Here is a 17,688-nt window from a genome sequence, read left to right as displayed (position 1 = left end):
GATATAACGCAATTCCCTAAACTTCCCGCTTTACACCTGGTGAGTAAAGAATACGGATAAAATCACTATCTCTCGTATCCATATCTCCAAGAAACATCCGCTGATGTTCCGGAACCGCCTCATAGGCTTTCCTCAATTCTTCCCGCGTCCAGTCGTTCGGATCGGTCAGGTATTGATAGTGAGCGCGCTTGCAGCGGTCTAAAGAATCCTTCTCCCCCGACAGCCCGGCCATTGTATCATTGATTTCTTTCTGCTTCTCTTCCACCGGAAGCGCACCATATTCGGGCGGCGCTAACAACACGTTTCCTAAACCGTCGATTTCTACCCATTCCTCACCTTCAGGGGATGTAGAGAGGATCTTCTGTACAAAAAGCCCCTCTATCTCTTCCATAGTGTAGGACCGGTCACTTACTAAACCCAGCCGGACCGTCTTGTCCGCATAAGCGGTGAGTGAAGTGAGATGCAGCCTGCCTTGCTGCCGGTAGAAAATATAGCCGCTGTCCCCGTCAATCAGGGTATAACACCAGCCCGGTTTTAATTTACAGGGAGTCGGGTCGGCCGTCCACCGGACGCGCGCTTTCTCCCATTTATCTTTCTCCCACTGAGCCATCCGGTACAGATTTGTCATCTCCGGATTAAGAGAACGCACCACCTCTTCCACGCGGTGATAGTATTCCTCCCTGTTATAGAGCCAACGGGCCTCTCGGATTGGGAAACAGCCCAGATTGTTTATGGAAAGTTCCGTATCCACCGGTACCGAAGGTACGACCCAGCCCTTTTCCAAATCGCTCCGAAACTGTTGCAAATCGCTTTTGTGCCAGCAGCTTACGGTTCCATTCTCATACACTGCCATCTGTATCAGAAAATAACTGCTGTTATGAATAATGGCTGGAATCGCCGCTCCCTCTATTAACTGTTTATAGTAAACCCGCTCCATATTATCACCTTTCTTCTATAAATATCATCCTGCAAAATTTAGTCCTGCCCGCCGGGTTATTGCATGGAATCCAACTGTTTTTTGGAATCACAAAAAACCTGCCAGAGCTGAATCCGACTTTCCTTAACCACCACTTTCCAGCAGGATGGAAATTCCCAATGCCTGCTTCCGTCCCCCAGATACGATGCGCCGGCCTTTCCGATTATCACTGCAAACTTTTCATTTTCAAGGTAATCCTCTACTTCAATATGATAATCAGGAAACCAATCAAAATACCCCTGCCAGCCTGTTTTCATCTGCTCCTTATCCGCTTTACCGCCATAGGTGTCTATGAAATAAAAATCCTCCGACATCATTTCAATAATGCACGGTAAATCCTGTCTGTTTATCGCTTCTGCAAATTTCAAAACCGTATCTTTTTTCATACTTCACCTCAATTATTCCTGATGCCATTATAGCAGAGATAAAAGCAAAATGCAGCACGGTATAGTGATTATCACAATATACCGTGCTGCAAAATATTCCTTCTCGTACCGTACCCGGCAGCGTATTTCGAATCACACAGAAACGACATAATATACCGTCCGGGGCAGCTTCGGGAAACTACATATACTCGCACCCAATCTCGTCCAGCTTCTCATCCACCCACGGACGCAGATAGGTTCCGTCTCTTTCCATCGTCTCCACAATCCCCTCTTCCTTTTCCATGACCTGAAGCGCTTTTTCAAGCAGAGGCTCCGCCTCCTCGGGATGGATGATGAGAATTCCGTCGGCGTCTCCCACAATAATGTCACCCGGGCGCACCACCTGGCCGCCGAATGATATTACCGTGTTGATTTCTCCCGGGCCGTTCTTATACGGGCCGTTGGGTGTGATTCCTTTAGCGTAGACGGGAAAATCGAGTGTCTCCAGCGTGTCGGAGTCCCGGATACATCCGTCCACAATCACGCCTCCCAGCTTTCTGCTCATACAGTACTGAATCATCAGCTCCCCGAAAATCGCCCGATCCGTGGCGCCCTCGGCGTCTATCACTATGACATCTCCCTCCCTGGCCATGTCCATGGCCTTGTGAAACATCAGGTTGTCCCCTGCCGGAACCTTCACGGTAAAAGCCGGTCCTAAAAGTTTCGCACGGTTCACCGGACGGATTTCATGGGACACCGCCGCCATCCGGTTCATGCAGTCGTCAATGTTGGCAACCGGGAGTCCCCGGAATTTCTCAATCAAATTTCTGTCCGGCCTTACAAAATCCTTTACAATCCTACATCCAATATTCATTCTGACATCCTCCTATATAAATTCTATGTAAACTGAAATCCCGTCTCTTTTTCCATCACATCACGGTTCGCCACATGTTCCTTCCTGACTTTCCCCTCATTCAGGGCCTCCGCCACCAGCTCCCTGGCCCAGGAAAGCTGCCGCTTTTTAGAGCCTGTGCCGTAAAATGCGCTGTGGCAGGTCAACACCACATCGTCGCGCTCCCGAAGAGGGGAATCGGCTCTTAAAGGCTCCGTCTCGAATACATCGAGGCCTGCAAAACGGATTTGCCCCTCGTCAAGGGCCTTCACAAGAGCCTCCTCATCGATCAGCCCTCCCCTGGCGATGTTTACTATCATAGCACCCTTCTTCATCCTGCAAAATGCATCCCTGCCGAAGATGTGCCTGGTCTCCTTATTGAGAGGGGCATGGATGGAGATGACATCCGACCGGCCGAGCAGGGTGTTAAAATCCACAAATTCCGCATCATACCGCGCCCTGGCCTCTTCAGGCAGATATGGGTCGCAGGCAATGACCCTGGCTCCAAAGCCCTCCCTGAAAATCTGGTACAGCAGCCTTGCCGAGCCCCCGAAACCATAGAGGCCCACCGTCAGTTCCGACACCTTGGGCGGTGTATAATAAGACGCTTTCGGCCATTCTCCCATGCGGATATGGCGGTCATAATACGCGGTGTTCCGGATCAGGGCCAGGATCAGCGACGCTGCATGGGCCGCCAGCTCCTCCACACAGAACCCCGGCATAAAAAGAACCACGGTTCTGCACTCCGACGCCGCCTCCAGGTCGATGGAATTAACCCCGATTCCAAACCGCTGGACAATTTTAAGCTCCGGGAGCGCTTTTAAGACGCGGGCTGTGATGGGCGGATTGCCGGTGCCTAAAATGGCCGCCGCGCCTCTGCAGCCCTCGATGATCTCCTCCTCCGAGGTAAAATGACAGAGTTCAAGCTCTATCCCCTGTTCCCGGTATGCCTGCTGCAGTTCTTCCAAATCCTCCTTTGCCACACTCCCATAATCTTTATCCACTACAACTGCTTTTTTCATTGAAACATGTCTCCCCTCTCATTATAACTTTTCAGCCATGCCGTTTTATTGATATTTCTCCTATTTTCCCTTTAAATAAAAGGAAAACCGTGATACAATGATTATAACTTTTAGTTATATTAATGAGTACACTACTGTGAGGTGACCATATGCTGTTCAAAAACTACGAATATTTCCTTGCCATCACGGAGGCAAAAAACCTCTCCGAGGCAGCGGAAAAACTTTTTATCTCCCAGCCCTCCCTGAGCAAATATTTAAAAAGACTGGAGGACAACCTGGGGATCGAGCTCTTCGATCATCACAGCTCACCGCTGAAGCTCACCTATGCAGGCGAGCGGTATCTGGAATATGTCACTACCGTTGCCGAGCTGGACAGCCAGCTCCAGAAAGAATTTTCCGAAATCAAGAAGAACGACCGCGGCAAGCTGACTCTGGGCCTCGCCCTGTGGCGCAGCTCCTATATGCTGCCGGAGATTCTTCCCGTTTTCTCAAAGAAGTACCCAAATATCGAGGTCAAGGTAGTCGAGGGAAAATCCGATTTCCTAATCAATGAGATGCTGAAACAACGGCTGGATCTTTGTATTTTAAATCCCGTTTCCAACCTTAATTATCAAAATCTGGACTACGAGGTGCTCATGTATGAGCGGATTCTGCTTCTGGCCAACCGGGAGCATCCGCTGATACGCTCCCTTTTTCCGGAAAGCGGCGCGTCCGGCAATCCGGCGGGAGTTTATCCCCACCTGGATCTCTCACTGATTGAAAAGGAGCAGTTCTTCCTCACAAAGGCCGGACAGAACCTGACTGTGACCATTTCCAGTTTCTTCAGCAAGCACCACCTGCACCCCTCCCGGATCTTTGAGACGGAAAACCTGACTACCGCCATCAATATGGTGGCCGCGGGTATGGGATTTACCTTCGTCCCCGAAGCCGGCACCGCGCCGGGCAACCTTCCTCCCAACCTGGCTCTCTTTACCATCGATGAGCCCCCGCTCCAATGGCCCCTGGCCGTATTCTACAAGCGCTCTTCCTATGTGACGCACGCAGCGCAGCATTTTGTAAATCTTCTGAAAGAACGTTACCACTAAATGCCTGTTTCACCGGCAAAGTGGCAGGCGGCAAAATGGCCCGGTTCCCTCTCCAGAAACTCCGGCGTCACTTCCCCGCAGATCTCCTTCCGGTTCGGACAGCGCTTGCAGAAGCGGCATCCGGCCGGCGGATCGACCGGGCTCGGCACATCGCCTTCCAGGATGACACGTTCCCGCTCCACGGACAGCCTGGGAACCGGTACGGCCGAGAGCAGCGCCCTCGTGTAGGGATGCAGAGGATTTGAAAAAATCTCGCGGTAATCGGCCAGCTCCACGATCACTCCCAGGTACATAACCGCAATCCTGTCACTGATATGCTTTACCACACTCAGGTCATGGGAAATGAACAGATAGGAAAGCTTGAATTTGTGCTGCAGTTCCTGCAGCAGATTCAGTACCTGGGCCTGGATAGACACGTCCAGGGCCGACACCGGCTCATCCAGCACCAGAAATGAGGGGTTGAGGGCCAGAGCCCTGGCAACGCCGACTCTCTGGCGGCGCCCTCCGTCCAGCTCATGGGGATACGCATTGACCAGACGGGGAGCCAGCCCCACCGTCTCCATCAGTTCAAATACCTTCTGCTCCGTTTCCTTCCTGTCTCTGTATATCTTATTGACCTTTAACGGCTCTTCAATGCACTCAAAGACATTGTGGCGCGGATTCAAAGAAGAGTACGGGTCCTGGAAGACGATCTGCATCTTTTTCCTCATCTCCCGCATTCTTTCCTTACCGTACTTGCAGATATCCTCACCGTCATACAAAATCTCGCCTCCGGTGGGTTCGATGAGCCGCAGTACCGCCCTGCCGGTGGTGGATTTTCCGCAGCCCGATTCCCCTACTAAGCCCAGGGTTTCCCCCTTCATCACGTGGAAATTCACGTCATCCACCGCATGGAGCATCCCGGCGGGAGTCTGGAAATATTTTTTTAAGTTTTTTACTTCAATCAGTTTCTCTTCCATGTCAATTCCCACCTTCCGCAAAAAAACATGACACATAATGGCCCGGTGTAATTTCCCTTGCCTGTGGTTTCTCCTTCAGGCAGCACTCCTTTGCCTCCCCGCACCGCGGTGCGAACGCACAGCCCTCCGGAAGGTTGGACGGATCCGGCATCAGTCCCTTAATCGGCGTCAGCGTTGTCTCATCCTCAAACAGATCCGGAATACAGGCAAACAATCCCCTGGTATACGGGTGGGACGTCCGGAGGAAGATATCTTCCCTGGTGCCGTATTCCACCACATTTCCCGCATACATGATGGCCACATTGTCGCAGATTTCCGCCACAATCCCCAGGTCATGGGTGATGAGCAGCATGGACGTGCCGTATTGTTCCCTGAGGCCCCGCATCAGTTCCAGCACCTGGGCCTGAATCGTCACGTCGAGGGCTGTCGTCGGTTCGTCCGCAATAAGCAGAATCGGATTGCAGGCCAGAGCCATGGCTATCACGACGCGCTGCTTCATACCGCCCGAGAACTGATGCGGGTAGTCTTTAAGCCTCCTCCTCTCAATTCCCACCAGCTCCAGCATATCCCCGGCCTTCTTCATAGCTTCGCTTTTCTTGATGTGCTCATGCTGGGAAATGACCTCGGCGATCTGTTCCCCTACCACCAGAACCGGATTTAACGCCGTCATTGGGTCCTGGAATATCATCGAAATCTGGTTTCCCCGTATGGTCCGCATGGTCTTTTCATCCAGCTTCAGCAGATCCCGTCCCTCAAAAAATACTTCTCCTTCTATCACCTTGGCCGGCGGATCCGGCAGGAGGCGCATGATCCCCTTGGCCGTCGTGGTTTTGCCCGCTCCGGTTTCTCCCACGACTCCCAGGGTCTTACCCTTTTCCAGGGTTAAATGAAGATGTTCCACCGCATGCACGACGAATTCATCGGTCACATAATGGATGGTGAGGTTTTTAATCTCCAGCAGTTGTTCTTTCTCTCCCATTTTAACCCCCTCCTAATTTTTCAGTTTCGGGTCCAGGGCGTCCCTCAGCCCATCCCCCATCAGATTCAGTGAAAATACGGCCAGCATAATGGCAATGCCCGGAAACGTGGTCAGATGCGGGGCTGTCCTTAAATACTCCCTGCCCGTTGCAATCATGGAGCCCCACTCCGGGGTAGGCGGACTGATGCCCACACCGATAAAACTTAGGGTAGAACAGAGCAGGATTGCCGCTCCCACCTTGAGCGTGGCCTGCACGATCATCGGAGACAGGCAGTTCGGCACAATGTGGTGAAGAATAATATAGCCGTCCCCCGCTCCCGCGGCCCTGGATGCCTCGATGAATTCCTGATCCCGCACCGAATAAATGGAGCTTCTCATAATCCTGCAGTATGCCGGTATATAGGAAATCCCCAGAGCAATCATCATGTTGACCAGTCCTCCCCCGAGCGCCGCCGCAATGGCGATGTTTAAAAGGATGCTTGGAATTGCCAGAAAGATATCGGTGACCCGCATGATGATGCTCTCCGTCACCCCTCCGTAATATCCGGCCACGGAACCCAGCGTGCCTCCCACGGCTACGGCCATGGATGTGGAAACAATTCCAACCATCAAAGATATCCTGGTTCCAAAAATCACGCGGGAAAGAATATCCCTCCCATACTGATCCGTCCCCATCAGGTGCGCTATGCTCGGCCCCTGAAGCTTGTTTGGAATATCCTGCACCGTCGGATCATAAGGCGATACCACGTTTGCAAATACCGCCAGAAATACCAGGAAAATCAGAATGCCCAGGCCCAGAAGCGCACGCCTGTTTTTCTTGAATCTCCTCCATATCTCCGGTCCCTGCGACTTTTTCTTATATGTAACAGTTGTTTCATTCATAGCATTGTCCCCCTCAACGCAGCCTGGATTTTACCCGCGGATCCGCAAATGTATACAGAATATCCACCAGCAGGTTTACCATGCAGAAGGCAAATGCGATATACAGCACTCCGCCCTGGACGACAGGATAATTTCTCGCCTTGATGGCATCCACCATAAGCTTTCCTACCCCTGATATGGAAAATATGGATTCCACCACCACCGCTCCACCCAGCAGGACACCGAAGTTAATGCCGACAATGGTGATAATCGGTATCAGTGCATTCCTCAGGGCATGGCGCAGAACCACCATGCGCTCCGGCAGGCCCTTGGCTTTGGCCGTCACCACATAGTCCTGACGGATGACCTCCAGCATGCTGGACCGTGTCATTCTGGCCGTCTCGGCGGCCGATGCCAGCGCCACGGTGAGCGCCGGAAGAAAGAGTTCCTTCATGGACGACAGGTTCGTGGACGAAGAGGGCAGCCATCCCAGGTTAATGGAAAATAAAAGGATGAGCAGTAATCCCTGCCAGAACCTGGGCATGGATACTCCGATCAGCGCCACCGACATAACGACATTGTCCACCATCGAATAGGGCCTGATTGCGGAAATAATTCCGAAAGTCAGTCCCACGGCCACCGACATCAGCGTGGCCGCAGCCGCCAGTTTTAATGTGTTCGGAAATCTGGCTGCAATCAGTTCCGTCACAGGTTCGTTGGTCGTATAGCTCCGGCCCAAATCCCCCTTGCTGACGAAATTCCAGACAAACTTACCGAACCGGATGGGGAGAGGGTCATCCAGACCCATCTCCTCATGGAGCTCCGCCACCGTTTCCGGCGTGGCGGCCTCCCCCAGGATAATCTCCGCCGGATCGCCGGTGGTCACACTGAGCAGCACGAATATGATAAATGTGACGCCCAGCAGGACCGGCACCAGCATAAGCACTCTCTTTATGATGTATTTCAGCATATCATCACTCCTTGTAAACGTCCTTGTACCTCTGGGTATTGTTTGCGTACAGTTCAAATCCCTTTACGTTTCCTCTCGTCACCACCTGTAAATCCGGGACGCCGGCCGGAATCCAGACCGCGTCGTCGGCAATAATCTGCTGCAGTTCCCCGTACATGCCCACGCGTTTCTCCTGATCTCCCTCGGCGCGCGCCGCCAGAATCAGCTCATCCGCCGCCGGATTATTGTAGGCCGCAAAGTTACCGGCATTGCCGGTGTTGGTAGACAGGAACATCTTCGTAAAGTTTCCGTCCGCATCGCCCACGGAGTTGTTGGTCGGACATACGGTCAGATCGAATTCCAGGTTATTCTGACGGGTCAGCCAGGCCGCATTCTCCATCTGTTCGATTTCCACCGTAACGCCAATCTCTTTCCACTGCGCCTGCAGGACTTCCGCCAGTTTCACATTCTCACTTGCCTCGCTGGTGATAAGTTTGCAGGTAAATCCGTCGGGATATCCGGCCTCCGCCATCAGTTCTTTCGCCTTCTCCTGACTGTATTCATATTTTGTCACATCCCCGGTATAACCCGCAATACTGGGCGGCATCACCGTATCCACGTGGGTTGCGTCCCCCTCCCACACTACGGAAATCATATCATCCACATTCGTTGCATAGCGCATGGCCTGGCGCAGCGTTCTGTCGGCAAAAAGCTCCGACTGTTCATTCATGATAATCGGATAAATTCTCATGCCCGGCTTTGCGTATACGTTAAACTTCCCATCACTCTCCTTAAACCGTTTCAGATCGTTGACCGGCACATCCCCGATTACATCAACGCCGCCCGATTCCAGCTCCACGACGCGGCTGGCCGCCTCCGGCATAATCCGGAACACCAGGTTCTTTGTCTTTGCCTTTTCTCCGTGGTAATCCTCAAAACGCTCCAGGACGATGGATTCGCCGGATGTCCAGGACACGAACTTGTACGGTCCCGTACCGACCGGGTTGCGGACGAAGTCCTCCCCCTTCTCCTCCCATGCCTTAGCATTTACGATGGAATTGGCCGAATGGCTCAAACAGGCGATAATCGGCGCATAAGCTTCCGTGGTCCGTACAATAACGGTGTAATCATCCTCTATCTCAAATCCGTCCGGGTCGATGGCCGCGGATGCATGCTTGACGCTGGGGCTTATGGCTGCCTCATGCAGGGAGTAAACCACGTCCTCCGCCTTCATCTCTTCCCCGTTATGGAATTTCACGCCCTTTTTCAAATAGAATCGGTAGGAGCGTTCGTCCACCTGCTCATACTTTTCCGCCAGGAGCGGTTCATATTTCCCCTCCGGGGTGACGGTAATAAGTCCCTCGGCAATATTGCAGATAGGAATGTTGGAAACCAGAGTTCCCACCTGGGAGCCGACAAGCCCCAGCGGTTCACTGGGCAGCGCCACCGTCAGCGTGTCGTTTTTCGACGTATCCGCTTCCTTTGCCTTATCTCCCCCGCCGCATCCTGCCATGGACAGAACCATGATTCCCGCCATTGCAACACATACCCATTTCCGTAACGTCCTTCTCATAAATATCCTCCTTCGTATACTGCTGTTTTTACTGCTTCCCTCTCAGTTCCTCTTTAAAACCGTCTATAAGAGACGGGGTAACTGCAATCTCATACGCCGCCTGCGCCAGGGCCTGTCCTGCAAACAGGGACGCCTTATATCCGATGCTCATTCCGGCCGTGGCCGTCACTCCCCAGTGATGGGTCGGAATATCCTTAAGAATCCCCAGTCCGAATATCCGCCCCGTCGGCACTGCCTTTGTCACACAGCCCACATCGCTGGAGCCCATGGCCGGAATCTCTGTTCCGCCCGGCTCCCTGATTCCTTCCGGAAGTATCTCCCCCTCCGGCTCTCTTCCCATGATATTTCTGTATAATTCTCCGGCAAACGCCTTTTCCTCCCCGGTGTATCTGACCGGCGGGATTTTTTCCATGGCCTGATATAAAAACCGGTTAAAGCTGTGGAGGATGCAGGTCTCCGGGCTTTTTATCTCCGTTTCCCACTTTACCTGCGTGTCCGTCATGAGGGCCGCTCCCTGCGCAATCCGTTTCACCCTCTCGATGACCGCCTCATTTCCTTTCATATCTTTTGCCCTGATATAGTACTGTAAAGAAGCATAGGAAGGCACGATGTTCGGCCTGTCCCCGCCGTTCAGGTAAATGTAATGGATCCGTACATCCGGCGTCACATGCTCCCGCAGGAACTGAACCCCTATATTCATCAGCTCCGCGGCATCCAGAGCGCTCTTTCCCAGCTCCGGGGAAAGGGCCGCATGGGCGGCCTCGCCGAAAAATTCAAATTTCATTCCCGCCAGTGCCTGCAATACCCCCTCAAATGGCGTTGCATCATACCCGGCCGGATGCCAGGCCATACAGCAGTCAAGCCCGTCAAACACTCCTTTCTCCATCAGATAAATCTTGCCCTTGCCAATCTCCTCCGCCGGACAGGCGATAAACCGGAGGGTTCCCGGCAGATGCTCCGCCTCCATCACCGCTCTGGCTGCGCATACCGCTCCGGCTCCGGCAGGGCTCATCAGGCTGTGGCCGCATCCGTGTCCGTAGCCCGGACGTTCCGAACGTATCGGAACCGCATCCTGACCCAGGCCCAGAAGAGCGTCGTACTCTCCCAGAATCCCAATCACGGGAGATCCGCTTCCCCAGTCGGCCACCACCGTATTGGGCCTCTCCCCTTCTCCGCAGCAGTTGAAGGTCTTTACCGAAAATCCCTCTCCCTTTAGAAAATCCGCCACATTCCGGCAGGCCTCATACTCTTCTAAGGACGCTTCCGGTTTGCTCCAGATTTTATCGATCAGCTCCGTCAGCCGCTTCCCATTCTTCCCGTACCACTCCTGTATCTTTTCGTTCATAATCCATCTCCCCTCCCGATTATGGATCTAATTGCATAAAGGCGAATTAAATCTTTTTGAATATCGTTTGTTTTTTAACACAATTTTTGTTTTTCTCCGCTTTTACCATAAAATTTTCTGAATTTTCCTTTTGTACTAATATTAGTACATTTGGTATTTAAATTCCAATGACTTTTAATCTATACTAATTATATCTTTGAGTTATAATGCCGGAGCTGGGAAATTATGGCAAAATGGTTCCTGATGGGCCAGTGAGCGGATGGGCAGAGGAAAACTTTGTTTCATAAGAGTTTTATCCTGTTATGCAAAAGAACAGGTACCGGTTTTTACGCCGATACCTGTTCTCTGATGCTGTTTTTGTATGTTACTTACTAAAAATTAAACTCATTTTCCCAGTCAAAATCGCCGGACACCTCTACATTCTTTGGCCAGTGTGCACACCAGTCCGGAACACCCGGGGATTCCACCCTGTCGAGGCTTGGTGTATACGGCTTGAGATCCAGAACCGGCGTGCCGTCGTTGGCATCGATATAAGCAATCCTGATGATGCCGTTCTCATAATCAATCTGAATCACTTCCACCGCGGTCAGCGCAATGGGATTCGGCCGGGCAGGCGATCTTGTGGCAAATATGCCCATTGTCTCCGGAGATTTTTTATAGGGCTGATCCACCGTCAGTACCGACCTGGCCATCTCATTATCACAGCCGTCGAACCACCAGATTACATTGATGTAGCCGAATCCGTCCAGCGCCTGAAGCGCGGCGCGGTATTCCGGATAAAGTTCGATCGTCGAACCGCTGTCGTCACTGTGAATTACCCCAATCGGATTTACATTAAATTCTGTCATCATTTTTCCTCCTGTTTTTCATTTTCTGTAAATCCATATTAGGCCCTGACACCGTGTGAGAGTCAAGAAAAATCCGGTTCCCGGTTTTCTCCCTGTTTTTCGATCGGAATCTGAATCTCCACCAGATAATTCTCCGGATTTTCTTCATTCCAGGGACCGCGGTGGACAATCTGCCTGTTTTGTCCGTACATTCTGTACTGGCTGTTATCCTGGAGCCACCTGGCAAAAGACAGATAGGCCCCCGCGATATTGGAAAAATCCCCGTACACCATTGTGCAGGCCATGGACGGCACCGCTTCGGTCATCCGGTAGGTAAAACCGCCGCCGTCCCTGCCTGTTTTTGTAACCCGGGCGCACAGCTCGACGTCCACATCCCGTTCCTTAAATTCCATGTCATGATAAATGGAAAAAGTCTCTCCCGACACCGATATCCGCTGCTCCCCGGCAAAAGCGCTCATCTCCTGCCACATCCCGCCTTCGCAGTAATAATCCGGAATTTTCTTCCGCAGGGAAAGCACCTGATACTCCGGGATTGACTTGATTACAACATTGTAGTGCATCTCGCCGGTTCCATGCAGAATTTCTTTTTTTGCCAGTTTTATCTTCTCCAGCTTCTCCTGCTCATCCCGTATCGTTTTACAAATCTCCTCATATTTACCGTCCAGCTGTTTTGCAATCAGGCTGTTATCCCTGCAGGCGATCGCCGATGCAATCTCCGCAACGCCAAAACCGCTGTCCCGCAGGTATATAATCTTATTCAGCACCGGAATTTGTTCCACCGAATACATGCGGTATCCGGTCCAGGAATCAATATGGGCGGGCTTTAACAGGCCCATTTCGTCATAATACCTGAGCATCCTGACCGATACCTGGGTCAGCCTGGAAAATTCTCCGATTTTAAACATGGCTTTCCTCTGCCCACTTTCTGCACTGTTCAAGGCGGGGCGCCGGGTCAAAGCCCATGTCTTTTCCCATCTCCGCCTCCATGCTGCACGGAAAATCGGGACATTCCCCGCAATGGTTCAGCGCTCTATTCTTACAGCACGCTTTCACTTCACAGACTCCGCCCCAGAACGTCTTTTCCATATTGGTGCATCCCGTGCAGTGCACTGCTTCCTTTCTCTCACAATCGTTACAGCAGACTCCGCATCTTGACTCAAACATATCTTTCCTCCTTTGTACGTTTGGAAACGCTATTTCAGATAGTCCTTCCTGAAATTCTCCATCCATTTTCCCAGAACATCAAACAGCATGTACTGCTGTTCCAGAATCGCCATACCGGTAAACGGGGCGTGGCTCCTCTCAGACATTTTCTCTTCCACCGTGTCCTTCATTATCTGAATCTCATCCTGAATCCGTCCGGTCAGCTCTCCCCTGGACTCCTCAGGCACAAAATCAAGGCTCATAATCACCGCATTAAAATCCAGGAAAAGGCGGACGGACTGGCCTGCCGTCTCCTCCATCAGCTTCAGGAAATGTTTTTCCCCCGCTTCCGTAATCCGGTAAACCGTTTTCTCCGGCATCTTTCCCTCTTTCACAATGCTCCCGGTAATATCGCCCTTCTCTTCCAGCTGCACCACCTTCTTATAAATAGAAGGAGTGCTGACCTTCACCCATTTGGAAATGTTCCTGTATTCCACATTCTTCTGCAGTTCATAGGCACTCTGCGGCTGTGCCTTTATCATACCCAGTACAATTAAATCAATTGCCGCCATGTTTCACCTTCCCTTTTCTATGTTACGGCCGCTGCGGCGGCGCATATGTTTCATCTCGTTAGCTATATTTTATAGTACTATAGTATACAGCTGTAATCAAGTGAAAATATCAATATTGCGGAGAAAGTTGTCATGATGCATAGTTTTTCATTACAATCCGCATTATTTTGCCTAATATTTCCCGCCAACTTTTTCCTTAAATTTCGTCAGGAATTCCCTTGACTCCTACCTAACGTCATAGTGTATCCTATAATCACACGAGAGGAGGACACTCAATGAAAACGGTAAATGAAGTGAGCACGCTGACCGGTGTAAGCGCACGTGCCTTACACTACTATGATTCAATCGGACTGTTAAAACCTGCGCAGGTCACCGGGTCCGGTTACAGGCTGTATGACGATGCGGCCCTGGAACGGCTGCAACATATTCTTCTGTTTAAAGAACTGCAGTTTCCTTTAAAGGAAATCAGGCGTATTCTGGACAGTCCGGATTTTGATCGCAATCTGGCCCTGGAACAGCAGCTGAATCTTCTGCTGCTTCAAAAAGAGCACCTGGAGAACCTGATCGATCTGGCTCGTGGAATTCGTATGACAGGAGTGAGAAATTTGGATTTTACAGCATTTGATGCAAAAAAAATTGATGAGTATGCAGAACAGGCCAAGGCCGCCTGGGGTAAAACGGCTGCTTATAAAGAATTTGAAGAAAAAACACGGGACCGCAGTCCCGAAGAATACGACGTGATCAATCATGATTTTATGGAACTTTTCCGTGAATTCGGAGAACTGAATGCCCAAAACGGTTCCCCAGATTCCCCGGAGGCTCAGGGACAGGTACAAAAACTCCGGGATTTTATCACGGAACACTTTTACAACTGTTCCCCTGAAATATTGGGAGAACTGGGAAAAATGTATGCCGGAGGCGGAGCCTTCACGGAAACGATAGACGGCAAGGGCGGAAAAGGAACCTCTGATTTCGCTTCACGGGCGATCGACTTCTACGCCGGTAATCAGCCGTAGAACTCACGCTGTGTATACAGACCGTATGCTGTGTGCACAGACTGCTACTCCGTGCAAAGACCGCATACTCCGTGCAAAGACCGCATACTCCGTGCGCAGACCTCATACTCTGTGCAAAGACCGCATATTCCGTGCACAGACCACATATTCCGTGCACAGACCACATACTACGTGCACAGACCGCTATTCATAAAATAAATACTGCCGCTGGACGGCAAAAGGCTCCGGTTGAGGGACCGGAGCCAAAGTAGGATTGGAGGGGTGATGAGTCATCCCTTATATATTAAACGTTTTTACAGGACAATTTGTGACAGAATTTTATATTTTTTTCAACTTTTTCCCATATTATTTAAATAAAAACAATCTTTCGCCTTTTTCGTTCCAAACCGCAGACCAATGACAGGAATTTATCGCCATTCATCGCCTGTCCCCGTCCCCGACTGCAGAGCTCACCTGACCACATCTGAAATATCGATTACTTTCTGTGCCCAATCCTTATAAAATTTTTCTTCATGCGATACCAGCAGAACGGTTCCCGGGAATTCCGTCAGCGCAGTTTTTAATGCCTCCTTGGACAGAAGATCCAGGTGGTTGGTCGGTTCATCCAGGATAACAAAATTATACGGTTTTAATGTGAGCAGGCACATTTTCACCTTTGCCTGTTCACCTCCGCTCAGCGTGCCGACAGGCTGCATGGCATGCCTGCTGGAAATGCCGCAGCGCGCCAGTCTTTTCCGTATCTCTTTATTAACAAGTTCCGGGTATTGATCGGAGACAATCTCCATCGGCGTCCTGTCCGCATCCTCCCACGCCAAATCCTGCTCATAATATCCCGTCTTCACCTGTTCCGAAAAGGAAAAACTGCCCTGCAGCGCCTTAATCTGTCCCACTAAGGTTTTTAACAGCGTCGATTTACCGATTCCGTTAAATCCGGTGATTACAACCTTCTGTCCTCCTTTAATTGAAAAGCTGATGTCTTTCAGGATGGGATAAAGATAACCCACGGATAAATGTTTTACCCACAGATGCTCCGTATCCGTCAAGGGCAAATTGGGGAAATGAAAAATCGGCTTAATCTCCTTCTCCTCCAGCGCCTCCATCTTATCCATCCGGTCTAACTGTTTCTGCCTTCCCCTTGCCATTTTCGCCTTCCTTCCCGCCGCATTTCTCCGGATAAATTCCTCCGTCTTTTTAATCTCTTTTCTCTGCGCGGAATACTGGCGGATATAATCCTCCCGCAGCAGTGTTTTCTTTCTTAAGAACTCGGAATAAGTTCCATAATATTTTGCTATTTTTCCGTTGTCGATGTCGCAGATACGGTTGGCGATTCTCTCCAGAAAATCATAATCATGTGAAACAACCATGAAGGCATTTTCCAGCCCCGACAGGTATCCGGCCAGCCATGTGACATGTTCCCGATCCAAAAAGTTGGTCGGTTCGTCCAGAAGCAGTACGTCCGGCTTTTCAAGCAGAAGTTTTGCCAGAATCACCTTTGCCCGCTGTCCGCCGCTCATCTCCCCGATCGGTTTGTCAAGACCAATGGCAAGCAGGCCAAGACCTTCCGCCACCTGGTCAATCCTTGTGTCAATGGAATAAAAGTCACGGTTTTCAAGCTGCTCTCCATATTTTGCCGCCCTATTAAGCGCCTTTGCATTTCCGCCCGCCGCATCCTCATAGAGGAGGTTCATCTTCTGTTCAATCCGATATAAATCCCGGAAAGCCGATTTTAGCAGTTCCCTCATCGTCATCTGCTTTTCCGTTTCAGCATATTGATCCAGATAGCCTGCGGTCACATTGGGCTGCCAGACAACGCGCCCGTTGTCCGGTATCACCTGCTCCGTACATATTTTGATCAGGGTGCTTTTTCCGGTCCCGTTCTGTCCTACAATTCCAATATGCTCCCCCTTATTCAGGGTCAGTTCCGCATTCCTGTATAACTCATTCTCTCCAAATGTATGAGATAATTCTGTAATTTCTAATAAGCTCATGATAATAATCCTTTCTCTTACGCCGTATCCAGCGTTTTATTCTGCGAGCGGGTTCTGCCTGCCAAAAAGAGTCCGCAAGTAAAAAAAGACAGAAGGCCCCGGTATGCTCCCATACCTGCCTTCTGTCTGACTGATTACCAACTGCGGCGGTGAAAAATTCACCGTATTAATCAACAAAAGGCTATGGACAAAACACTGTCCATAGCCTTCTCACGCCAAAAAACACACGAAAAGAAAACAATACGGCCCTAAAAACCATACTGTATTTCTTTCCGATGAAATCCGGGCGTATATTTATACGCTATACTCTGCACAATGTTTCATCGGTCTGAAATGTACAGAGTTAAGTTTCCTTTTAAGCTGACTGGTTATATAAAAGTTCATTGTCTAATCTCCTTCTGAAAAACGCTGTTATTATAGCATCAGGGACAGCGGTTGTCAATTCGTTTCCGGTTACGGTGTGAAACCGCAAGTAACAGTTTAGCCATAAAGTGGGGATTTTGTTGAGGAACGAGAACGCCGCCGGGACGGTCGGGGTTCGGGATGGTGAGGGGGAGGTTGTGAGTCTTCAGTCCCGGGCTGTAGGTTATCGCGGGTGGGGAATCCGGGCAGAAAAAGTTCCTTCGGGAAACGCTTGCGCTCTTCGAAGTGCATAACGGTACTAACCTCGAAAAAACCTCGGTAAGTGCCGATGAACTTCAGGTTCCCTCCGGAATCTTTTTCTCCCTTCTTCCCCACAGGCAGGTTATGGACCGGGCCTGAAGACGCGAAGGTTTTCGCCATCCCGAACTCCGGCCTGCGGCTGCTGATTTGTTCTATTCCTTCAAGTGCGGGAGGTATTTTCGCTGCCACTACGTTTCCTTGAATTTCAGGGGAATGCCTCTTGTATGGTATTCAATTAATGAGCCGAAGTTTTAGCGTCTGATTTATCCTTTAATAACCATGCAATTTTTTGTTTACACATTAAATTTAGTTTTGGATCTATCTCCGAATTCATCCTGAAACATCTTCAAAAGGTAAAAGGTTCACGACTGCATAGTGGCCGCGACGATACCTCCCTCCGCACTTGACGAAAGAGACAATCAGCCCCTGAAGCCGGCGGACGGGGCAATACC

At 50.7% G+C, this 17,688-nt stretch carries 17 protein-coding genes; 2 read left to right on the top strand and 15 right to left on the bottom strand.

Annotated features, from left to right (window positions below; translation table 11 throughout):
* Window positions 1-16: 16 nt before the first annotated feature.
* The 4 genes from QZT18_RS18065 to QZT18_RS18050 all read right to left on the bottom strand — a co-directional run bounded on the left by QZT18_RS18065 (window position 17) and on the right by QZT18_RS18050 (window position 3,255).
* Window positions 17-937, bottom strand: coding sequence for a hypothetical protein (locus tag QZT18_RS18065; RefSeq protein ID WP_294150099.1), 921 nt, complete (start codon window positions 935-937; stop codon window positions 17-19).
* Window positions 938-993: 56 nt separating this feature from the next.
* Window positions 994-1,362: a nuclear transport factor 2 family protein gene (locus tag QZT18_RS18060; RefSeq protein ID WP_294150097.1), complete on the bottom strand. Its 369-nt coding sequence runs from the start codon at window positions 1,360-1,362 to the stop codon at window positions 994-996.
* Window positions 1,363-1,540: 178 nt separating this feature from the next.
* Entirely contained in the window at window positions 1,541-2,215 is a 675-nt protein-coding gene (locus tag QZT18_RS18055) for an RraA family protein (protein ID WP_294150095.1), read from the bottom strand.
* Between the two features lie 23 nt (window positions 2,216-2,238).
* A complete protein-coding gene (locus tag QZT18_RS18050; protein ID WP_294150094.1) occupies window positions 2,239-3,255 on the bottom strand; it encodes a C-terminal binding protein in 1,017 nt (338 codons plus the stop codon).
* Window positions 3,256-3,404: 149 nt separating this feature from the next.
* Between QZT18_RS18050 and QZT18_RS18045 the strand changes: the two genes are divergently transcribed.
* On the top strand, window positions 3,405-4,340 hold the full coding sequence (locus QZT18_RS18045; protein WP_294150092.1) for a LysR family transcriptional regulator: 936 nt from the start codon (window positions 3,405-3,407) through the stop codon (window positions 4,338-4,340).
* Here the strand turns inward: QZT18_RS18045 and QZT18_RS18040 are convergent.
* The 10 genes from QZT18_RS18040 to QZT18_RS17995 all read right to left on the bottom strand — a co-directional run bounded on the left by QZT18_RS18040 (window position 4,337) and on the right by QZT18_RS17995 (window position 13,569).
* Complete coding sequence (locus tag QZT18_RS18040) at window positions 4,337-5,299, bottom strand: ABC transporter ATP-binding protein (RefSeq protein WP_294150090.1); 963 nt, start codon at window positions 5,297-5,299, stop codon at window positions 4,337-4,339. The two genes, QZT18_RS18045 and QZT18_RS18040, sit on opposite strands and share 4 nt — an antisense overlap.
* Before the next feature lies 1 nt (window position 5,300).
* Window positions 5,301-6,278, bottom strand: coding sequence for an ABC transporter ATP-binding protein (locus QZT18_RS18035; protein ID WP_294150088.1), 978 nt, complete (start codon window positions 6,276-6,278; stop codon window positions 5,301-5,303).
* Window positions 6,279-6,290: 12 nt separating this feature from the next.
* On the bottom strand, window positions 6,291-7,160 hold the full coding sequence (locus QZT18_RS18030) for an ABC transporter permease (protein ID WP_294150086.1): 870 nt from the start codon (window positions 7,158-7,160) through the stop codon (window positions 6,291-6,293).
* 13 nt (window positions 7,161-7,173) lie between these two features.
* The gene (locus QZT18_RS18025) at window positions 7,174-8,109 is read right to left on the bottom strand and encodes an ABC transporter permease (protein WP_294150084.1); all 936 of its coding nucleotides are present in this window, start codon (window positions 8,107-8,109) and stop codon (window positions 7,174-7,176) included.
* Window positions 8,110-8,113: 4 nt separating this feature from the next.
* Window positions 8,114-9,661 (bottom strand): ABC transporter substrate-binding protein, encoded by a 1,548-nt coding sequence (locus QZT18_RS18020; protein WP_294150082.1) that lies wholly within the window; start codon window positions 9,659-9,661, stop codon window positions 8,114-8,116.
* A gap of 28 nt (window positions 9,662-9,689) precedes the next feature.
* Window positions 9,690-11,006 carry an amidohydrolase gene (locus QZT18_RS18015; RefSeq protein WP_294150080.1) on the bottom strand — a complete coding sequence of 439 codons (1,317 nt, stop codon included), beginning with the start codon at window positions 11,004-11,006 and terminating at the stop codon, window positions 9,690-9,692.
* 371 nt (window positions 11,007-11,377) lie between these two features.
* A complete protein-coding gene (gene tsaA / locus QZT18_RS18010; RefSeq protein ID WP_294150133.1) occupies window positions 11,378-11,854 on the bottom strand; it encodes a tRNA (N6-threonylcarbamoyladenosine(37)-N6)-methyltransferase TrmO in 477 nt (158 codons plus the stop codon).
* 62 nt (window positions 11,855-11,916) lie between these two features.
* Entirely contained in the window at window positions 11,917-12,759 is an 843-nt protein-coding gene (locus QZT18_RS18005; RefSeq protein WP_294150078.1) for a MerR family transcriptional regulator, read from the bottom strand.
* Window positions 12,752-13,018, bottom strand: a complete 267-nt coding sequence (locus QZT18_RS18000) for a DUF3795 domain-containing protein (protein WP_294150076.1) — start codon at window positions 13,016-13,018, stop codon at window positions 12,752-12,754. The genes QZT18_RS18005 and QZT18_RS18000 overlap by 8 nt, the downstream gene beginning before the upstream one ends.
* Before the next feature lie 29 nt (window positions 13,019-13,047).
* On the bottom strand, window positions 13,048-13,569 hold the full coding sequence (locus QZT18_RS17995; protein WP_294150075.1) for a PadR family transcriptional regulator: 522 nt from the start codon (window positions 13,567-13,569) through the stop codon (window positions 13,048-13,050).
* A gap of 275 nt (window positions 13,570-13,844) precedes the next feature.
* On the opposite strand from QZT18_RS17995, the gene QZT18_RS17990 reads away from it, so the two are divergent.
* Window positions 13,845-14,585 (top strand): MerR family transcriptional regulator, encoded by a 741-nt coding sequence (locus QZT18_RS17990; RefSeq protein WP_294150072.1) that lies wholly within the window; start codon window positions 13,845-13,847, stop codon window positions 14,583-14,585.
* A gap of 449 nt (window positions 14,586-15,034) precedes the next feature.
* Here the strand turns inward: QZT18_RS17990 and abc-f are convergent, their stop codons facing one another.
* Window positions 15,035-16,573, bottom strand: a complete 1,539-nt coding sequence (gene abc-f / locus QZT18_RS17985) for a ribosomal protection-like ABC-F family protein (RefSeq protein WP_294150070.1) — start codon at window positions 16,571-16,573, stop codon at window positions 15,035-15,037.
* Window positions 16,574-17,688 lie beyond the last annotated feature (1,115 nt).

The sequence above is a fragment of the uncultured Clostridium sp. genome, assembly GCF_900547735.1.
Classification (GTDB): Bacteria; Bacillota; Clostridia; order Lachnospirales; family Lachnospiraceae; genus Otoolea.
This window is presented reverse-complemented; position numbering and strand designations above follow the sequence as displayed.